Annotated in this window: 18 protein-coding genes and 6 tRNA genes; 19 read left to right on the forward strand and 5 right to left on the reverse strand. The window is 66.1% G+C overall.

What is annotated here, in order from left to right:
• Positions 1 to 49: 49 nt before the first annotated feature.
• Genes ACPYOD_RS10710 through truD form a run of 7 tightly spaced genes read left to right on the forward strand, consistent with a single transcriptional unit; the run spans position 50 to position 5,703 of the window.
• Positions 50 to 433 (forward strand): hypothetical protein, encoded by a 384-nt coding sequence (locus ACPYOD_RS10710; protein WP_481301728.1) that lies wholly within the window; start codon positions 50 to 52, stop codon positions 431 to 433.
• Positions 434 to 443: 10 nt separating this feature from the next.
• Entirely contained in the window at positions 444 to 1,742 is a 1,299-nt protein-coding gene (gene eno, locus ACPYOD_RS10715; RefSeq protein WP_481301729.1) for a phosphopyruvate hydratase, read from the forward strand.
• Between the two features lie 23 nt (positions 1,743 to 1,765).
• Positions 1,766 to 2,092, forward strand: coding sequence for a cell division protein FtsB (gene ftsB / locus ACPYOD_RS10720; protein WP_481301746.1), 327 nt, complete (start codon positions 1,766 to 1,768; stop codon positions 2,090 to 2,092).
• Positions 2,092 to 2,781: a 2-C-methyl-D-erythritol 4-phosphate cytidylyltransferase gene (gene ispD / locus ACPYOD_RS10725; protein WP_481301730.1), complete on the forward strand. Its 690-nt coding sequence runs from the start codon at positions 2,092 to 2,094 to the stop codon at positions 2,779 to 2,781. Before ftsB ends, ispD begins: the two co-directional genes overlap by 1 nt.
• Positions 2,781 to 3,254 carry a 2-C-methyl-D-erythritol 2,4-cyclodiphosphate synthase gene (gene ispF, locus ACPYOD_RS10730; RefSeq protein ID WP_481301731.1) on the forward strand — a complete coding sequence of 158 codons (474 nt, stop codon included), beginning with the start codon at positions 2,781 to 2,783 and terminating at the stop codon, positions 3,252 to 3,254. The genes ispD and ispF overlap by 1 nt, the downstream gene beginning before the upstream one ends.
• Entirely contained in the window at positions 3,251 to 4,678 is a 1,428-nt protein-coding gene (mgtE, locus tag ACPYOD_RS10735; RefSeq protein WP_481301732.1) for a magnesium transporter, read from the forward strand. Before ispF ends, mgtE begins: the two co-directional genes overlap by 4 nt.
• An 8-nt stretch (positions 4,679 to 4,686) precedes the next feature.
• Positions 4,687 to 5,703, forward strand: coding sequence for a tRNA pseudouridine(13) synthase TruD (gene truD / locus ACPYOD_RS10740; RefSeq protein WP_481301733.1), 1,017 nt, complete (start codon positions 4,687 to 4,689; stop codon positions 5,701 to 5,703).
• A 68-nt stretch (positions 5,704 to 5,771) separates the two neighbouring features.
• Here truD and ACPYOD_RS10745 read toward each other — a convergent pair whose 3' ends face one another.
• On the reverse strand, positions 5,772 to 6,314 hold the full coding sequence (locus ACPYOD_RS10745) for a Smr/MutS family protein (RefSeq protein ID WP_481301734.1): 543 nt from the start codon (positions 6,312 to 6,314) through the stop codon (positions 5,772 to 5,774).
• Positions 6,315 to 6,484: 170 nt separating this feature from the next.
• Here ACPYOD_RS10745 and surE point away from each other — a divergent pair, with 170 nt between their 5' ends.
• The 4 genes from surE to ACPYOD_RS10765 are packed head-to-tail and all read left to right on the forward strand — an operon-like array spanning position 6,485 to position 9,633.
• Entirely contained in the window at positions 6,485 to 7,267 is a 783-nt protein-coding gene (gene surE, locus ACPYOD_RS10750) for a 5'/3'-nucleotidase SurE (protein WP_481301735.1), read from the forward strand.
• A 1-nt stretch (position 7,268) separates the two neighbouring features.
• A complete protein-coding gene (locus ACPYOD_RS10755; protein ID WP_481301736.1) occupies positions 7,269 to 7,952 on the forward strand; it encodes a protein-L-isoaspartate(D-aspartate) O-methyltransferase in 684 nt (227 codons plus the stop codon).
• Between the two features lie 29 nt (positions 7,953 to 7,981).
• Positions 7,982 to 8,590: a YqaA family protein gene (locus ACPYOD_RS10760; RefSeq protein WP_481301737.1), complete on the forward strand. Its 609-nt coding sequence runs from the start codon at positions 7,982 to 7,984 to the stop codon at positions 8,588 to 8,590.
• Between the two features lie 23 nt (positions 8,591 to 8,613).
• Positions 8,614 to 9,633, forward strand: a complete 1,020-nt coding sequence (locus ACPYOD_RS10765) for a peptidoglycan DD-metalloendopeptidase family protein (protein ID WP_481301738.1) — start codon at positions 8,614 to 8,616, stop codon at positions 9,631 to 9,633.
• 179 nt (positions 9,634 to 9,812) lie between these two features.
• Here the strand turns inward: ACPYOD_RS10765 and panE are convergent, their stop codons facing one another.
• The 3 genes from panE to ACPYOD_RS10780 are packed head-to-tail and all read right to left on the reverse strand — an operon-like array spanning position 9,813 to position 11,430.
• Complete coding sequence (gene panE, locus ACPYOD_RS10770; RefSeq protein ID WP_481301739.1) at positions 9,813 to 10,748, reverse strand: 2-dehydropantoate 2-reductase; 936 nt, start codon at positions 10,746 to 10,748, stop codon at positions 9,813 to 9,815.
• Between the two features lie 11 nt (positions 10,749 to 10,759).
• Positions 10,760 to 11,131 (reverse strand): Mth938-like domain-containing protein, encoded by a 372-nt coding sequence (locus ACPYOD_RS10775; RefSeq protein WP_481301740.1) that lies wholly within the window; start codon positions 11,129 to 11,131, stop codon positions 10,760 to 10,762.
• Positions 11,132 to 11,136: 5 nt separating this feature from the next.
• Positions 11,137 to 11,430, reverse strand: a complete 294-nt coding sequence (locus ACPYOD_RS10780; RefSeq protein WP_167023259.1) for a YhbY family RNA-binding protein — start codon at positions 11,428 to 11,430, stop codon at positions 11,137 to 11,139.
• An 80-nt stretch (positions 11,431 to 11,510) separates the two neighbouring features.
• Here ACPYOD_RS10780 and rlmE point away from each other — a divergent pair, with 80 nt between their 5' ends.
• The 8 genes from rlmE (at position 11,511) to ACPYOD_RS10820 (ending at position 16,700) form a co-directional block, all read left to right on the forward strand.
• Complete coding sequence (gene rlmE, locus ACPYOD_RS10785; protein WP_481301741.1) at positions 11,511 to 12,161, forward strand: 23S rRNA (uridine(2552)-2'-O)-methyltransferase RlmE; 651 nt, start codon at positions 11,511 to 11,513, stop codon at positions 12,159 to 12,161.
• Positions 12,158 to 14,089 carry an ATP-dependent zinc metalloprotease FtsH gene (gene ftsH / locus ACPYOD_RS10790; RefSeq protein WP_481301742.1) on the forward strand — a complete coding sequence of 644 codons (1,932 nt, stop codon included), beginning with the start codon at positions 12,158 to 12,160 and terminating at the stop codon, positions 14,087 to 14,089. Before rlmE ends, ftsH begins: the two co-directional genes overlap by 4 nt.
• Before the next feature lie 224 nt (positions 14,090 to 14,313).
• A tRNA-Arg gene (locus ACPYOD_RS10795) sits at positions 14,314 to 14,390 on the forward strand.
• A 113-nt stretch (positions 14,391 to 14,503) separates the two neighbouring features.
• Positions 14,504 to 14,580, forward strand: a tRNA-Pro gene (locus tag ACPYOD_RS10800).
• Positions 14,581 to 14,604: 24 nt separating this feature from the next.
• Positions 14,605 to 14,681 (forward strand) — tRNA-Arg (locus tag ACPYOD_RS10805).
• Between the two features lie 14 nt (positions 14,682 to 14,695).
• Positions 14,696 to 14,772, forward strand: a tRNA-His gene (locus tag ACPYOD_RS10810).
• A gap of 21 nt (positions 14,773 to 14,793) precedes the next feature.
• A tRNA-Lys gene (locus ACPYOD_RS10815) sits at positions 14,794 to 14,869 on the forward strand.
• A gap of 181 nt (positions 14,870 to 15,050) precedes the next feature.
• Positions 15,051 to 16,700, forward strand: coding sequence for a phosphoethanolamine transferase (locus ACPYOD_RS10820; RefSeq protein ID WP_481301743.1), 1,650 nt, complete (start codon positions 15,051 to 15,053; stop codon positions 16,698 to 16,700).
• A 58-nt stretch (positions 16,701 to 16,758) separates the two neighbouring features.
• On the opposite strand, the gene ACPYOD_RS10825 is transcribed toward ACPYOD_RS10820, so the two are convergent.
• Positions 16,759 to 16,843 (reverse strand) — tRNA-Leu (locus ACPYOD_RS10825).
• Positions 16,844 to 16,950 lie beyond the last annotated feature (107 nt).

Consider the following 16,950-nt stretch of genomic DNA (forward strand, 5'->3'; position numbering starts at 1 on the left):
GCCGGCACGCCAACAGGGGGCCGGTAAAGCCCCGGGGAGACTGGCTTCGATGACTGACGACAACGCGATCCACGACGCCGGCGGCCCTCGCCAGCGTGCGGCCCGCTTGCCGCAATCGGGTCACGGCATCGCCTCCTTCGTCATCGCTCTCGTCTCCGGCCTCGTCGTCCTCGCCTCCATCACTTTTTCCGCGCTGCTGGTCGCCTCCGGCGACGCGGAGCAGCACATGTCCGTGTTCGGCCTCATCGGCATCGTCATGTGCGCCTTCCTGGCGCTCTCGCTGGTGGGGCTCGTCCTCGGCTTCATGGCCCTGCGCCGCCAGGACCGCCGCCGCACGTTCGGCGCGATCGGCCTGGGCCTCAACGCACTCATCCTCGTCGGTACCGCGGGCCTCGTCCTCGTCGGCACCTTCTTCAGTCATTCCAACTCGTAACGGGAAGCGCATGACCACGTCCATCACCACCATCCACGCCCGGGAAATCCTGGACTCCCGCGGCAATCCCACCCTCGAGGCCGAAGTCACCCTCGCCGACGGTTCGTTCGGCCGTGCGGCGGTCCCGAGCGGCGCGTCCACCGGCACGCGCGAAGCCGTGGAACTGCGCGACGGCGACAAGAGCCGCTACGGCGGCAAGGGCGTGAAGAACGCGGTGGCGAACGTGAACACCACGATCGCGAAGGCCCTCGGCGGTTTCGACGCGGCGGACCAGAAGGGCCTCGACGCGAAGCTCATCGCGCTCGACGGCACCGACAACAAGGGCAAGCTGGGCGCGAACGCCTTGCTCGGCGTTTCCATGGCCGCCGCGCACGCCGTGGCCGCGTCGCGCAAGCAAGCGCTGTGGCAGTATCTGATGGTGGACGGCGGCGGTTCGTTGCCCGTGCCGATGATGAACATCATCAACGGCGGCGCACACGCCGACAACAACGTCGACGTGCAGGAATTCATGGTGCTGCCGGTAGGCGCGCCGACCTTCGCCGAAGCGCTGCGCTACGGTGCCGAGATCTTCCACGCGTTGAAGTCGGTGCTGAAGGGCCGCGGTCTCAATACGGCCGTGGGCGACGAGGGCGGCTTCGCCCCGAACCTGAAGTCCAACGTGGAAGCGCTCGACACCATCCTCGAGGCCGTGAACAAGGCCGGTTACAAGGTGGGTAGCGACATCCTGCTCGGCCTCGACGTGGCCAGCTCCGAGTTCTTCAAGGACGGCAAGTACGACCTCGAAGGCGAGGGCAAGGTCTTCACGCCGGAACAGTGGGTCGACACGTTGGCGTCGTGGTCCAAGCAGTACCCGATCGTCACGATCGAGGATGGCATGGCCGAAGGCGACTGGACGGGCTGGGCCCATCTCACGAAAGCCATCGGCGAAGGCATCCAGCTCGTCGGCGACGATCTCTTCGTGACCAATCCGAAGATCTTCCAGGAAGGCATCGACAAGAAGATCGCCAACGCCATCCTGATCAAGGTCAACCAGATCGGCACGCTCACCGAGACGCTGGAAGCCATCGCCATGGCCGATCGCGCGAAGTACGCGGCCATCGTGTCGCATCGCTCGGGCGAAACCGAGGACACCACCATCTCCGACATCGCCGTGGCGACCACGGCCACGCAGATCAAGACCGGCTCGCTGTGCCGCACCGATCGCGTGGCCAAGTACAACCAGCTGCTGCGCATCGAGGAAGCCCTGGGCGGCAAGGCGAAGTACGCGGGTCGCCAGGCGTTCCCGAGCCTGTCGAAGCTGCCTGGCTGAGTCCCGCCTTGAGTAACGCCGCCATCCTGCGCTGGGTCGGCCTGATCCTCGTCATTGTCCTCATCGCCCTCCAGCTGAAGCTGTGGGTCGGCGGTGGGGGCATGGCCGAGGTCGAATCCCTGCGCGAATCGGTCAGGAAACAGACCGAGGAAAACGCGGGACTGCAGAAGCGGAACCAGGCGCTGGCGGCGGACGTGGAAGACCTCAAGCACGGCGAGCAGGCCACCGAGGCGCGCGCGCGGCAGGAACTGGGCCTGATCAAGCCAGGCGAAACCTTCTACCAGGTGGTGGAACCGGGTGCCGCCACCAGCGCCCCGCCGCCGCCGCCCGTCGCCCCCGGCGGCCAGTGATGGACGCCCTGTGGTGTGTCCTGCCGGCCGCCGGAAAAGGCGTCCGCGCAGGCGGCGACCGGCCGAAGCAATACCAGGCCATCGGCGGGCGGCCGATGATCGAGCACACGCTCGAGCGCCTCGCCGCCCATCCGCTGATCGCGGGCCTGGTCGTGGCCATCGCGGCGGACGACCGGCATTTCGCGGCCATGGACAACGTCGGCGGCAAACCCCTCGTGGTCACCGTCGGCGGCGGCGAGCGCAGCGATTCGGTATTGGCGGGTCTGCTGGCGCTGCCACCCTCGGTGGGCGACCGGGATTTCGTGCTGGTGCATGACGCCGCACGGCCCTGCGTGCGCGCAGCCGACATCGCGCGTCTCGTGGAACTGGCGGGGCAGGGGGAGGGCGGTCTCCTGGGTGCGCCGTTGCGCGATACCCTCAAGCGCGCGGATGCCGCGTGTCACAGCATCGACACCGAACCGCGCGAGGGTCGCTGGCGGGCGTTCACGCCGCAGATGTTCCGGCGCGGGCCGCTGGTTCGTGCACTTCGCCTTGCCGGTGAAGCCGGTATCGTGGTGAGCGACGAGGCGATGGCGATGGAACGGCTCGGCGTGGCGCCGTTGCTGGTGGAAGGCTCGGAAGACAACATCAAGGTGACCACGCCGGCCGATTTCGCACTGGCGGAGTTCCTTCTAGGGAGAATCGGGTAATGCGCATCGGCCAGGGATTCGACGTCCACGCGTTCGGCGAAGGCGACCACGTGATGCTGGGTGGCGTGCGCGTACCGCACACGCGAGGCGTGCTGGCGCATTCCGATGGCGACGTGGTGCTGCATGCGCTGTGCGACGCGCTGCTCGGCGCGCTGGCGCTGGGCGATATCGGCAAGCACTTTCCTCCCTCCGACGACACGTGGCGCGGGGCGGACAGCCGTCGTTTCGTGCGCGCGGTGGCTGGCATGCTGGCCGAGCGCGGCTACGAACTGGGCAATGCCGACATCACCGTGATCTGCGAGGCGCCGAAGGTCGGCCCGCACGCGCAGGCGATGCGCGAGGCCATCGCGGCGGACCTGGACGTGGACATCGAACGCATCAGCATCAAGGCCACCACCACCGAGACCCTCGGTTTCACTGGGCGGCGGGAAGGTATCGCGGCGCTCGCCACGGTCCTGGTCCTGCGCACATGAGCGAGGTCGAACCACGCGCGTCCACGCCCCGCCTGCACGACAGGCTGGAGGCGATCACCGACCTGCTGCGCCGCCGGGAAGACCTGCTTGCCTTCGCCGGCGCCGCACCGGACGGCGATGAAGCCGCGTTGCAGGCAACCGATGCGGAATTGCAGGCGCGCCTGGACGAACTGCATCCCGCCGACCTCGCCGACGTCCTCGAATCGCTGCCGCTCGAAGACCGCCTCGCCGTCTGGCAGCGCGTGCGCTCGGACCAGGACGGCGACATCCTGCTCGAGGTTTCGGATTCCGTCCGCGAATCGCTGATCGCGGACATGGACGACCGCGAGATCCTTGCCGCCGTCGAACCCCTCGACGCCGACGAGCTGGCCGACCTGGTCGACGACCTGCCGACCGAAGTGCTGCCGGAGCTGATGGCCAGCCTCGACGCGCAGGAGCGCGAGCGCGTGCAGGCGGCCATGTCCTACGAGGACGACCAGGTCGGCGCACTGATGGACTTCGATATGGTCACCATCCGCGAGGACATCAGCCTCGAGGTGGTGCTGCGCTACCTGCGCCGGTTCGACGAACTGCCCGCGCAGACCGACAAGCTCTTCGTCGTGAACGCGGACAACGTGCTCACCGGCGTGCTGCCGCTGCATTGGTTGCTGGTGAACCCGCCGGAACGAATGGTCAACGAGATCATGGCGCCGGACGTCAACACGTTCCATCCGGAAGACGATGCCTATGACGTGGCGCAGGCCTTCGAACGCTACGACCTCGTGACCGCGCCCGTGGTCGACAGCCAGCAGCGGCTCATCGGCCGCATCGCGGTCGATGCCATGCTCGACTTCATCCGCGAGGAGAGCGAAACGGAGGCCTTGTCCCGGGGCGGTCTGCGCGAAGAAGAAGACATCTTCGCTTCCGTGTGGAAATCCGTGCGTAACCGCTGGGCATGGCTGGCGATCAATCTGATCACCGCCTTCATCGCCTCGCGCGTCATCGGCCTGTTCGAACATTCCATCGAGAAACTGGTGGCCCTGGCGGCGCTCATGCCGATCGTCGCCGGCATCGGTGGTAACTCGGGCAACCAGACCATCACGATGATCGTGCGGGCCATGGCACTCGAGCAGATCGGCGTGTCGCAGGCGCGGCGCCTGTGGCGGAAGGAACTGGCCGTCGCGCTGGTCAACGGCATCGTCTGGGGCGGCGCCATCGGCCTGGTGGCCTGGATGCTTTACGGCAGCATTTCCCTGGGTGCGGTGATGACCGCGGCCATGACGCTGAACCTCCTCCTCGCGGCCTTCATGGGCGTGGGCATTCCCATGCTGATGACGAAGCTCGGGCGCGATCCGGCGCTAGGCTCCAGCGTGCTCATCACGGCGATGACCGATAGCGGGGGGTTCTTCATCTTCCTCGGCCTCGCCACGCTGTTCCTGCTGTAGGGTTTTCCATGAGCGACACCGAGCTTCCCTTCGCCTTTGGCGCACCGCCGCTGCGCGCTCGTCTGCGTGCCGCGCCCGAGGATTTCTTCGTCGAGGAAGTGCTCGGCTACGAGCCTGACGGCACGGGCGAGCACGCGTTCCTGGTGGTGGAAAAGCGCGGCGCGAATACCGACTGGGTGGCGCGCGAGCTGGCCCGGTTCGCGGGTACGGCACCGATGAACGTCGGCTATGCGGGTCTGAAGGACCGGCACGCGGTGACGCGACAGGCCTTCACGGTGCAGCTGCCGGGGAAAGCGGACCCGGACTGGTCGGCGTTTCCGCATGCCGAGGTGTCGATCCGTTCCCTGGGACGGCACTCGCGCAAGCTGAAGCGTGGTGCATTGCGCGGCAATCGCTTCGTGCTGGTGTTGCGCGAGATCGAGGGCGATCGTACCGAAGCCGAAGCGCGTCTCGCCGCCATCGCGGCCCGCGGCGTGCCCAATTATTTCGGCGAGCAGCGCTTCGGCCTCGGCGGCGGCAATGTCGCGCAGGCGCGGGCGATGTTCGGAGGTCGACGGGTCGATCGCGACAAGCGCTCGATCCTGCTCTCGGCGGCGCGTTCGCACATCTTCAACGGCGTACTCGCGGAGCGTGTCGCGGCGGGTACGTGGGACGCGCCGATGGACGGCGAAATCTGGGCGCTGGAAGGTTCGCGCTCGTGGTTCGGCCCGGAAGGCTTCAATGACACGCTCGCGGAAAGGCTCGCGCGTTTCGATATCCATCCGTCCGGACCGCTGTGGGGGCGCGGCGACACGCCCGCCGCCGGTGCCGCCGGTGAACTGGAGCGGGCCGTCGCGGCGCGCGACGACGATCTTGCCCAAGGGCTCGCGGATGCGCGGATGGATCAGGAGCGGCGTGCGCTGCGGCTGCTGCCGCGCGATTTGGCGTGGCGCTGGGTGGAAGCCGATGCGCTGGAAGTGTCGTTCGGGCTCCCAGCGGGTGCCTATGCCACCACGGTGATCCGAGAACTGGCGGTGACCCTGTAACCATCGCCGCTGAAGCGGCTCCCACAGGGGCTCTGTGTGGGAGCCGCTTCAGCGGCGAAATCAGCCCCTCAGGCTTTCAGCAATACCACCACCGCGCCGGTGCCGCCTTGCATCGGCCGCGCCGAAGCAAACGCCACCACGTCGTCGCGCCGTCTCAGCAAGCGGTCCGTCAGCCCTTTCAACACGGGTCCGGCGGCCTTGGAGCGAAGGCCCTTGCCGTGGATGATCCGCACGCAGCGGATGCCATCGTGCCGGCATTCGGCGAGGAATTCGGCGATGGTGAGCTGCGCGGCCGCCGCATTCATCTGGTGCAGGTCCACGTCGGCCTGGATGCTGAACTGGCCGCGCTTCAATTGCTTCAGCAGGCGCGGTGGGTAGCCATCGCGCAGGTACGACAATTCCTCGCCGACCTCGAGATCGGCGGGATCGTATTCGAACAGCAGGGAGTCGGCAGGGACGGCGGCCTCGTCGGCTTCCCGCATGTGCGGATGCGGCGCCGGTTTCGGCTTTCCGGGCACGACCTCGGCCGGCTGCATGAGGCGGACCTCGCCGATCGCCTCGCGGAAGAGGCGGCTGTCGTCGTCGTGCACCTTGGGCGGGCGTCGCGTCATGTCTGCATCCTAAGGGAACCGTCGGTGGAAGTCGTGGCGGTGCCGTGACGGCGGTCGCACCGGCTTCCGTGTCCGTTCCGTGAATCCCGCTGCCCGCTCCGGTAGACTTGGAGGGTCGGGCGGCTCCTTCGAATTGGGGTCGCCCCGCCCGTTTTTCGATCTGGATCAGCATGCAAGTTCTGGTTAGCAACGACGACGGCGTGGAGGCCCCTGGCATCCAGGTGCTGGCCGAGCGTCTGGCCGAGTTCGGCACGGTGACGGTCGTCGCTCCCGATCGCGACCGCTCCGGCGCGAGCAATTCGCTCACCCTCGATGCACCCATCCGTGTGCAGCGGCTGGAAAGCGGTGCCTATCGCGTCGCGGGCACGCCGACGGATTGCGTGCACCTTGCGCTTTCCGGTCTGCTCGACCACGAGACGGACATCGTCGTGTCCGGTATCAACAACGCCGCCAACCTCGGCGACGACGTCATCTATTCGGGCACCGTGTCCGCCGCGATGGAAGGGCGCTTCCTCGGTCTTCCCGCCATCGCCGTGTCGCTGGTCACGCAGGAAGGTTCCGGCCGCCATTTCGACACGGCCGCAACCGCGGTGCTGATGCTCATGCGGCGCCTCATCGTCGATCCCCTGCCGGCCGACACCATTCTCAATGTGAATGTGCCGGACCTGGCGTGGGAGCAGGTGCGCGGCTTCGAGGTCACGCGGCTCGGCAAGCGGCACCGGTCCGCGCCGGCCATCCGCACGGCCGATCCTCGCGGCCGCGCCATGTGGTGGATCGGACCGCCGGGCGACATCGACGACGATGGCCCAGGTACCGACATAGACGCGGTACGCCGCGGATACGTCTCCGTCACACCGATCCATACCGACCTCACGCGCTACCAGGCGCTGGAAAAGGTCAGCAGCTGGATGCTGTCGCTTTCGGCGGCCATGGACGACGAGGAGGCGGCCTGACATGGTGAACATGCACGCGCTTCCACCCTCCGCCTTGCGCGGCGAAGGCATGACCTCGCAACGCGCCCGCGACCGGCTGGTGGCCAAGCTCATGGAAGAGGGCATCCGCGACGAGCGGGTGCTGGAGGTGATCCGCCAGTTGCCGCGCCACCATTTCATCGACCAGGCGCTGCACTCGCGTGCCTATGAGAACACCGCGCTTCCCATCGGCCACGGCCAGACCATCTCCCAGCCGTGGATCGTGGCGCGCATGACAGAAGCCCTGATCGAACACGGCATCCCGGAGCGTGTCCTCGAGATCGGCACGGGCTCGGGGTACCAGGCCGCGGTGCTGGCCGGCATCGTGCCGACGGTCTACACCGTCGAACGGATCGAGGAACTCCTGCGCCAGGCACGCCGCCGTTTCCGCCAGCTGGGCATCGCGAACCTGCGCTCGCGGCACGACGACGGCAAGCTCGGTTGGGAATCGGATGCACCGTTCGACGCCATCATCCTTACCGCCGCGGGCGATCGCGTGCCCACGGCCCTGTTCGACCAGCTCAAGCCGGGCGGCGTGCTCGTTGCCCCCGTGGGCAGCCCCAGCCAACAGGTACTCGTGCGCATGCGCAAGGACGACGACGGCAAGATCCATCGCGAAGACCTCGGCCCCGTGAGCTTCGTTCCGCTGCTTGGCGGCATTGGATGACACCCCTCTATTACAAGGAAACCCGCTGAATGCGGATGTTCGCTTCGCTGTACGAGCGCGCCATCGTCTGGGCCCGCCATCGCCATGCGGTCCGCTACCTCGCGGTACTTTCCTTCGTCGAGGCGTTCATCTTCCCGGTGATGCCCGAAGTGATGCTGGCGCCGATGATGCTGGCGCAGCCGCGCAAGGCGTTCCGTTTCGCCAATTGGAGCCTGCTGTTCTCGCTGCTCGGCTCGCTTGTCGGCTATGGCCTCGGCCACTACGCGTACGAAGCGCTGAAGCCGTTGCTCGAGTCGATGCACCTGCTGGCGCCCATCCAGAAGGGCGTGGAGAACCTGCAGCGGGACATGCAGGCCCACTCGCTGGGTCTCTACATCGTGCTCGCCATGGCCGCGTTGCAGCCGGTGGTGCCGATGAAGTTCGTCACCTGGGCCTCGGGCATCGTGGGGGTGCCGCTGCTGCCGTTCCTGCTCTGCATGCTTATCGGGCGCGGCAAACGGGTGTGGCTGCTGGCGCTCCTCGTACGCATCTTCGGCGAACGTGCGGAGCAGATGCTGCGCAAACACATCGAGTGGATAGGTTGGGCTGTTATCGTAGCCCTCATCCTGCTTGCCGCCTGGTGGTTCCTGTTGCGATGAGTGACCGTGAAGGGAGATCCGCGATGCTCGTGACCCGTCCGCCCGTCTTGCTGACCATGCTGGCGGCAAGCGTCCTGCTCGTCGGTTGCGACCTCGCACCGCGCAGTTCGGTGGTGGTCACGCGCAGCCCGGGAAGCTACACGACGGCGCGGTCGTCCACGCCGGCACCGCCGCCGGGTGGCAGCTACCGCGTGATGAAGGGCGACACGCTCTACAGCATCGCCTTCCGCAACAAGGTGGATTTCCGCGACCTCGCGAGCTGGAACGGCATCGCGTCGCCTTACACGATCTGGCCCGGCCAGGACCTGCGGCTTTCGCCGTCGGGGCACGACAGCACGAAAACGGCGCCGGCGCCGGCGCATGTGGCGCCCACCGTTGCCGCCGTGCCGGCGCCCGTGCCGGCAACGCCGCCACCGACCGGGCATCCGGCACAACCCAGTCCTTCCTCGCAGCCTGGCTTCGCGCCCGTCACCGAGGCGGAAGCGACCCCGCCGGCCGTGCCCGCCCCCGCGACCACGACGAATACGCCGGTAGTCGTCGCCGGCAAGCCGGCCGAATCGATCGTTCCGCCACCTCCGGTTCCCACGGCACCAGCCAGCCAGCCGCCGGCACCCGTCGAGAACCCGCCGGCGTCCACGCCCATCGTGGAAAAGGGCGCCACCCGCAGCGTCGGTGGTATCGCGTGGCGTTGGCCTGCCGATGGGGCGCTGCTGAAGAAATTCTCATCCGGCGACGCGATTCCCGGGATCGAAGTGGGCGGCAAGGCGGGCGACCCGGTGCGCGCGGCCGCCGACGGCGTGGTGGTCTACAGCGGCAACGGCCTGGTGGGCTACGGCGAACTCGTCATCATCAAGCACAGCGACAGCTTCCTCTCGGCATACGGCCACAACCGGAAGCGCCTGGTGAAGGAAGGCGAGAAGGTGAAGGCGGGGCAGAGCGTGGCCGAAATGGGCTCCACGGGCGCCACGAGGGACGAGCTTCAGTTCCAGATCCGCCGCGACGGCAACCCGGTCGACCCGCTGCAATTCCTGCCCCCCCGTTGAGGAGCCCTGTGGGAGCCGCTTCAGCGGCGATGGGTGCTAGCGGGGTAGCGGAGGCCTCCTCTGCCGCGGAATCGCCGGCATAGCCGGCTCCCACAATTGGTCAGGCTTCGCGTGAGGTACCTGTGGGAGCCGCTTCAGCGGCGATGGGTGCTCGCGGCGGCATAGCCGGTTACGGATAGTCAGGCTTCGCGCTTCTGGCGGATCTCGAACGCCTGCAGGTGTGCGAACGCCACCTCCAGCAACGGCGCGGGCACGCCCGCATCCCGCGCGCGGTGCAGCATGTCGCCCACGATGTGGTCGGATTCGATGCGCTGCCCGCTTTCAAGGTCGCGCAGCATCGATGCCGTGAGGGGAGATCCTTCCTGCGTCAGCGTCTTCCAGGCGAAGGCGCGGGCATTGTCGGGCACGGGGTGGCCCGAGGCGCGTGCCACGGTCAGGCACTCTTCGTACATGCGCTCGATGAGTTGCCGTCCGTCGTTGGTGGCGACGATATCGCCCACGCTTGCGCGGACGAGGCAGGTGCTACCCGCCAGCGTGGCGAGGAAGGCGAACTTCGCCCAGAGATCCCGCAGGATGTCGTTCGAATGCGTGTGGTCGACCTTCGCGGCGGCGAAGGCGTGCGCGATGGCGGCACAGCGGCCGGCGTGTTCACGGCCATCCCGTTCACCGAAAGTGATCGAGGCGCCGTTACCGAAATGGATGATCTCGCCGTTCGGGCCCTTCGCCGCGCTGATGACGCACAAGCCACCCAGCACCCGGTCCGGACCGAAGCGGTTGTCGAGCAAAGGGTAGTGGGCCAGGCCGTTGAGAATCGGCAACACCGCCGTGTGTTCGCCCACGGCCGGATCGATTGCCTCGACCGCCGAATGCAGGTCGTAGGCCTTGCTCGAAAGCAGCACCAGGTCGAACGGCGCCTGATCGGCCACCGTCTCGGCCAGCACGTGCTTCACCCGCAGTGTGGCGTCGCCGAACGGACTGACGATCACCAGTCCTTTCTCATCCAGCACCCGCGCGCGATCCGGACGGACCAGGAAGGTGACGTCCAGGCCCGCCTGGGCCAGCCGTCCGCCGAAGTACCCGCCGGTGCCGCCGGCGCCCAGGACGAGGATGCGCATGAGTGCTCCCTTCAGGGAAGGATGAACGCCGCCAGGACTTTTCGGCCCTCGCCGGCAAGCAGGCTATAAGTACGCGCCGCCGAGCCATTGGTCATCGCTTCGATGCCGATGCCGCGGCGGAGGAAGCCGGCCATGACCTCGGCCGGCGGAAATACCTGGCGTTCGCCGGTGCCCAGCAGGACAAGTTCGGGCTGGAGGCCGGCGATCTTCTCGACGTCGGCCAGGGTCAGGTCGGCGGCGCTTTTGACGTCCCAGTCCTCGACCACCTGTTGCGGAGTCAGCAGGATGCTCCTGTGGAAGTCCCGGTCGACCACGGTGACCGTACCGGCGCCCACGCGGCGCACGAAGAGGTAGTCGCCGGGATGTTCGAAGGACAGGTCCATGGGCGTTACCGGGGCAGGGCGAGCTTCGGATCCTGTTCGTTGCGACGGAACAGGACCACGACGTGGCCGATTTCCTGGACGGTTTCGGCACCGGTCTGGCCGGTGAGGAAGGCGATCTGCTCCTGGCGCTCGTCCTTGTCGCCCCCGGAAAGCTTCACCTTCACCAGCTCGTGGATGTCGAGGGCCTGGCCGAGTTCCTTGGCGACGGCCTCGGTGGCCCCCTTGTTGCCCAGGAGGATCACGGGGCGGAGGTCGTGGGCAAGGCTGCGCAGGTAGCGGCGCTGTGTGGGGGAGAGCATGCGTTCAGGTTCGGTTCGCGGCGGATAGGCGGCAAAGGGTATCATGCAAGGCTTGCCCACTTCTTCCGCGGGTCCACCCGATGTCACGCAGCAAGAGCAGTTCCCGCTGGCTTCGGGAGCATTTCGACGACGTTTACGTGAAGCGCGCCCAGGCCGAGGGCCTGCGTTCGCGCGCCGTATTCAAGCTCGAAGAGCTCATCGACCGCGACCGCCTGATCAAGCCCGGCATGACTGTCGTCGACCTGGGCGCCGCCCCGGGCGGGTGGTCCCAGCTGGCCCGGCAGCGTCTCGGCGACACCGGCAAGGTCATCGCCCTGGACATCCTGCCCATGGCCGGCCTTGCTGGTGTCGACTTCATGCAGGGCGACTTCCGCGAGGAATCGGTGCTGCATGAACTGGAAAGCAGGCTGGAAGGCAAGAAGGTCGATCTTGTCCTCTCGGACATGGCCCCCAATATGTCGGGTGTGGCACTCGCCGACCAGATCCGCGCCATGGACCTTTGCGACCTGGCCCGCCAGTTCAGCCTGGACTGGCTGAAGCCCGGTGGTTCATTTCTCGTGAAGCTGTTCCAGGGGGCGGGGTTCGACGAATACCTTAAGAACTTGCGCGCGGACTTCAGTCGCGTGACGATGCGTAAACCGAAGGCTTCCCGCGCGCGTTCGCGGGAAGTCTATGCGCTGGCGACCGGGCTCAAGTCCGCGTCCCGGCAACCAGGCGAGAACCGCGCATGAACGAGATGGCAAAAAACCTGTTGCTCTGGCTGATCATCGCGGTGGTCCTGCTAACCGTATTCCAGACCTTCAACCCGCACAGCGGCGCGTCGCAGGACATGTCCTACACGACCTTCGCCCAGCAGGTGGACAACGGCAACGTGGCAAGCGGCACCATCACTTCCACGGCGCCGCCCACGATCACGGGCAAGCTGAAGGACGGCGGCTCCTACCGCACCGTGGTGCCGGTGGTGGGCCTCTCCACCAGCGACCTCGTGAAGACGATGCGCGACAAGGGCGTGGAGCTGCGCCAGGAGCCCGCCGACAACGGCTTCTCGCTCATCGGCCTGCTGTTCAACTGGCTGCCCATCATCATCTTCGTGGCCGTGCTGATCTGGTTCATGCGGCAGATGCAGGCGGGCTCCGGCGGCCGTGGCGCCATGAGCTTCGGCCGCTCCCGCGCCAAGCTGCAAGGCGAAGACCAGGTCAAGGTCAACTTCAACGACGTCGCGGGCTGCGACGAGGCCAAGGAAGAAGTCGGCGAACTCGTCGAATTCCTCCGCGATCCCGGCAAGTTCCAGAAGCTCGGCGGCAAGATTCCCCGTGGCGTGCTCATGGTCGGTCCTCCGGGTACCGGTAAGACGCTCCTCGCCAAGGCCATCGCCGGCGAAGCCAAGGTGCCGTTCTTCTCGATCTCGGGTTCCGACTTCGTCGAGATGTTCGTGGGCGTCGGCGCCAGCCGCGTGCGCGACATGTTCGAGCAGGCGAAGAAGCACGCGCCCTGCATCATCTTCATCGACGAGATCGACGCCGTCGGCCGCCATCGCGGCGCCGGCATGGGCGGCGGTCACGACGAGCGCGAGCAGACGCTGAACCAGCTGCTGGTCGAGATGGACGGTTTCGAAGGCACCGAGGGCATCATCGTCATCGCGGCCACGAACCGCCCTGATGTGCTCGATCCCGCGCTGCTGCGTCCGGGCCGTTTCGACCGCCAGGTGGTGGTCGGCCTGCCGGACGTGAAGGGGCGCGAGCAGATCCTCAAGGTGCACATGCGCAAGGTGCCCACGTCCGCCGACGTGGACGCCATGACCATCGCGCGCGGTACGCCGGGCTTCTCGGGTGCCGACCTCGCCAACCTCGTGAACGAGGCCGCGCTCTTCGCCGCCCGCGAGAATGCCCGCGAAGTGCGCATGAGCCACATGGACCGCGCACGCGACAAGATCCTCATGGGTGCCGAGCGCCGCTCGATGGCCATGAACGACGAAGAGAAGCGCCTTACCGCTTACCACGAGGCGGGCCACGCCATCATCGGCCGTCTGGTGCCCGAGCACGATCCCGTCTACAAGGTCACCATCATCCCGCGCGGCCGCGCGCTGGGCGTCACGATGTACCTGCCGGAAGGCGACCGCTACAGCATGAACAAGGTGGCGATCGAATCGCAGCTTTGCTCGCTCTACGGCGGACGCGTGGCGGAAGAACTCATCTTCGGCCACGACAAGGTCACCACCGGTGCGTCGAACGACATCGAGCGCGCAACGAAGATGGCGCGCAACATGGCCACCAAGTGGGGTCTGTCCGACGAGCTGGGTCCCGTTACCTACGGCGAAGAGGAAGACGAGGTCTTCATCGGTCGCTCGGTCACGCAGCACAAGAGCGTGTCGAACGAAACCGCACGCAAGATCGACGAAGTGGTGCGCACCATCCTCGACCGCGCATACGCGCGCAGCAAGGAATTGCTCACCACCAACATCGACAAGCTGCACGTGATGGCCGAGACGCTCTTGCAGTACGAGACGATCGACGCGCGCCAGATCGACGACATCATGAATGGCCGTGAGCCGGGCCCGCCGGCCGACTGGCAGAAGCCTGGCTCCACGCCGCCGTCACCTCCCAGGGGCGACGCAGGCTCGGCACCCGACAAGGTCGGCAAGCCAGCCACGCAGTTGTAAGACGAAAGGGCGGCCGCAAGGCCGCCCTTTTTCTTCCCTGTGGGAGCGCCTTCAGCCGCGATAGGCTTCGCCCAGTTGCCGCTATTTGCAGCGTTGTTACCGATTCGCGAAAAAAAAAGATGCAAAAAGTGTTGACGCCCACGCCGGATATCTGAATAATTCCGCTTCTCGACACGGCGCTAACGCCTCACGGCGATAGTCTCCAGGTCAACGGTTTAAAGTGTGCGCCCGTAGCTCAGTTGGATAGAGTACCAGGCTACGAACTTGGTGGTCGGGAGTTCGAATCTCTCCGGGCGCACCATCTTTAAAGTGGTATGGAAAGTGTGGTGTGTTCATACGGATTGACGGGCTTTGCTTTGACCCGTAACATTTGAAGGCTTCACCCCGGTAGTATCGGGATGTTGCTTGAAGTTTCGGGGTATAGCTCAGTCTGGTAGAGCGCCAGCTTTGGGAGCTGGATGTCGGGGGTTCGAATCCCTCTGCCCCGACCAGTTGGCGTTCTACGTACAGTGCCTGCGCCTGTAGCTCAACCGGATAGAGCATCGGCCTTCTAAGCCGACGGTTGCAGGTTCGATTCCTGTCGGGCGCGCCAATTGACGTTTTATGGTGGGCGTAGCTCAGCTGGTTAGAGTACCGGATTGTGATTCCGGATGTCGTGGGTTCGAGTCCCATCGTCCACCCCACTTACAACGCGAGTTTCAAACGGGCCGTTAGCTCAGTTGGTAGAGCAGTTGACTCTTAATCAATTGGTCGTAAGTTCGAATCTTACACGGCCCACCAATACGAAAGACCCGGAGAACTCCGGGTCTTTTTTTATGCGTCGCGTCGACCGGGTTTGCCCTCCGCAGGACCGCGTCCTGCATGCGACAGCGCGGCGAAAGCCGATTGTGACGAAGATGTTGCACGTGTAACCTCCGCTCTTTTACGCGCTCGCGAATTCGCCGGGCCAACAGGGCCCGACATGAGCATCCGAGACAACGTGGCCGACGGTCACGGAAGAAAAGCGCTGCCAGCCGTGCTGCTGGGCGCCGTCGTCGCCGTCTATATCCTCGCCGCACTCAATCGCAGTCTCTGGTCCGAGCTGCATGAGGCGCTGTCCGCGTCGCGGAACATGGAAGGGTTCTGGACGCTGAGTGTGACCGTTTGCTGTCGGCTCGTCGGGAATCTCGTCCTCATCCTGGCGCTCGTCACGTGGCCCCGCGTCGGCAAGCCGTTGCTGGCGGCATTGATTCTCATATCGGCGGCCAGTGCGTACTACGCGCAGACCTTCGGCGTGCGCTTGAACGACGAGATCGTCCAGAGCATCTTCGAGACGCAGCGTGCGGAGGCGGCAGCGTTGATTACCGGCGATGCGGTGCGCTGGATCGCCCTGTTCGGCGTTCTGCCGGCGGCGATCGTGCTGCTGGTGCCCTTGCGTTTCATGCCGAAGTGGCGGCTTCTCGGATGGCGCGCGGTGATCGTGCTCGGCGCCGTAGGCTTGATGGTCCTGCCGCCGCTGGTGGCGGGGCGCAGCTACGTGTACTTCGAGCGCAATCATCGCGGGATGTACGATGTCTTCAACCCCTACGCCGCGCTTAGCGGCACGTTTCACTACCTGCAACGCGACGTGTTTCACCGCAAAGCGACCATGACGCCGATCGGCACGGATGCCACGCTCGGTCCCTCGGCCGCGGTGGCCGCGCGAAAACGCGTGGTCGTTCTCGTGGTGGGGGAGACCGCGCGTGCGGAGAACCAGTCGCTGCAGGGATACGGCCGCGAGACGAACCCGGAAATGAAGCGGGCGGGCGCCATCTACTTCAGCGATGCGTGGTCATGCGGCACGGCAACGACCGTGTCGGTGCCTTGCATGTTCTCGAACATGACACGCGAGAAGTTCGACAAGCCCACGGCGAAAGCACGCTGGAACGCCCTCGACGTGCTTCAACACGCCGGCGTTGACGTGTACTGGCGTGACAACGACGAAGGCTGCAAGGGCGTCTGCTTGCGCGTGCCCAACGACGACCTGACGGACGCGAAGATCGACGGCCTGTGCGATGCGGACGGCTGCTTCGACGATGTGCTGCTCACCGACCTGCCCGAACGCCTGGCGCGCATGCGGTCGCCTGCGCTGCTGGTGCTGCACCTGAAGGGAAGTCACGGCCCCACTTATTTCCAGCGTTACCCGAAGGCATTCGCCGTATTTGGCCCGGGCTGCGACACGGCAGAGGTGCAAACCTGCACGTATGCGCAGACGGTGGCGAACTACGACAACACCATCCTCTATACCGACCACATCCTCGGCAAGGTCGTAGATGCGTTGAAGGCGGCTCCTGAGATCGACAGCGCGATGATGTACCTCTCCGACCACGGCGAATCGCTTGGCGAGAACGACATCTACCTGCACGGCGCGGATTGGGCCACGGCGCCCACGCAGCAAAAGCACATCCCGATGCTGATGTGGCTGTCGCCGGGCTGGGTGCGCGACAACGGTGTGCGACTGGATTGCATGGACAAGCGACGCACGCAACCTGCGAGCCAGGACAACCTGTTCCATACGCTGCTGGGGTTCTTCGGCACGAAGACGACCGTGTACGAGCCAGGGCTCGACCTGCTGGGCGGCTGCCGGAACTGAGTTCCCCAACACGTTCGCCGGCACAGAGAAGCTCGACGGGTAAAGGAATGCTGCGTGGTGGTGCGAGAGGCGGGACTCGAACCCGCACGGGTTGCCCCGTCAGAACCTAAATCTGGTGCGTCTACCAATTCCGCCACTCTCGCGCGCTGCGCCATTCTAGGGCGCGAGCGGGCGCGGGTCCATGTCGGCCCCTACATGACGGCGGAAAGGAGCTTCACGAAGCCAATGGCCGCGGCGAACAAGCCTGCTG

The sequence above is a fragment of the Luteibacter sp. HAY1-4A genome (assembly GCF_056755355.1).

Coding starts and splice junctions, on each gene's coding strand:
- ACPYOD_RS10710 (WP_481301728.1), top strand. CDS start 50: ATGACTGACGACAACGCGATCCACGACGCCGGCGGCCCTCGCCAGCGT.
- ACPYOD_RS10760 (WP_481301737.1), top strand. CDS start 7,982: ATGCGGATGTTCGCTTCGCTGTACGAGCGCGCCATCGTCTGGGCCCGC.
- ACPYOD_RS10765 (WP_481301738.1), top strand. CDS start 8,614: ATGCTCGTGACCCGTCCGCCCGTCTTGCTGACCATGCTGGCGGCAAGC.
- ispD (WP_481301730.1), top strand. CDS start 2,092: ATGGACGCCCTGTGGTGTGTCCTGCCGGCCGCCGGAAAAGGCGTCCGC.
- ispF (WP_481301731.1), top strand. CDS start 2,781: ATGCGCATCGGCCAGGGATTCGACGTCCACGCGTTCGGCGAAGGCGAC.
- mgtE (WP_481301732.1), top strand. CDS start 3,251: ATGAGCGAGGTCGAACCACGCGCGTCCACGCCCCGCCTGCACGACAGG.
- ACPYOD_RS10775 (WP_481301740.1), bottom strand. CDS start 11,131: ATGGACCTGTCCTTCGAACATCCCGGCGACTACCTCTTCGTGCGCCGC.
- panE (WP_481301739.1), bottom strand. CDS start 10,748: ATGCGCATCCTCGTCCTGGGCGCCGGCGGCACCGGCGGGTACTTCGGC.
- ACPYOD_RS10755 (WP_481301736.1), top strand. CDS start 7,269: ATGGTGAACATGCACGCGCTTCCACCCTCCGCCTTGCGCGGCGAAGGC.
- ACPYOD_RS10780 (WP_167023259.1), bottom strand. CDS start 11,430: ATGCTCTCCCCCACACAGCGCCGCTACCTGCGCAGCCTTGCCCACGAC.
- surE (WP_481301735.1), top strand. CDS start 6,485: ATGCAAGTTCTGGTTAGCAACGACGACGGCGTGGAGGCCCCTGGCATC.
- ACPYOD_RS10745 (WP_481301734.1), bottom strand. CDS start 6,314: ATGACGCGACGCCCGCCCAAGGTGCACGACGACGACAGCCGCCTCTTC.
- rlmE (WP_481301741.1), top strand. CDS start 11,511: ATGTCACGCAGCAAGAGCAGTTCCCGCTGGCTTCGGGAGCATTTCGAC.
- ACPYOD_RS10820 (WP_481301743.1), top strand. CDS start 15,051: ATGAGCATCCGAGACAACGTGGCCGACGGTCACGGAAGAAAAGCGCTG.
- ftsH (WP_481301742.1), top strand. CDS start 12,158: ATGAACGAGATGGCAAAAAACCTGTTGCTCTGGCTGATCATCGCGGTG.
- truD (WP_481301733.1), top strand. CDS start 4,687: ATGAGCGACACCGAGCTTCCCTTCGCCTTTGGCGCACCGCCGCTGCGC.
- eno (WP_481301729.1), top strand. CDS start 444: ATGACCACGTCCATCACCACCATCCACGCCCGGGAAATCCTGGACTCC.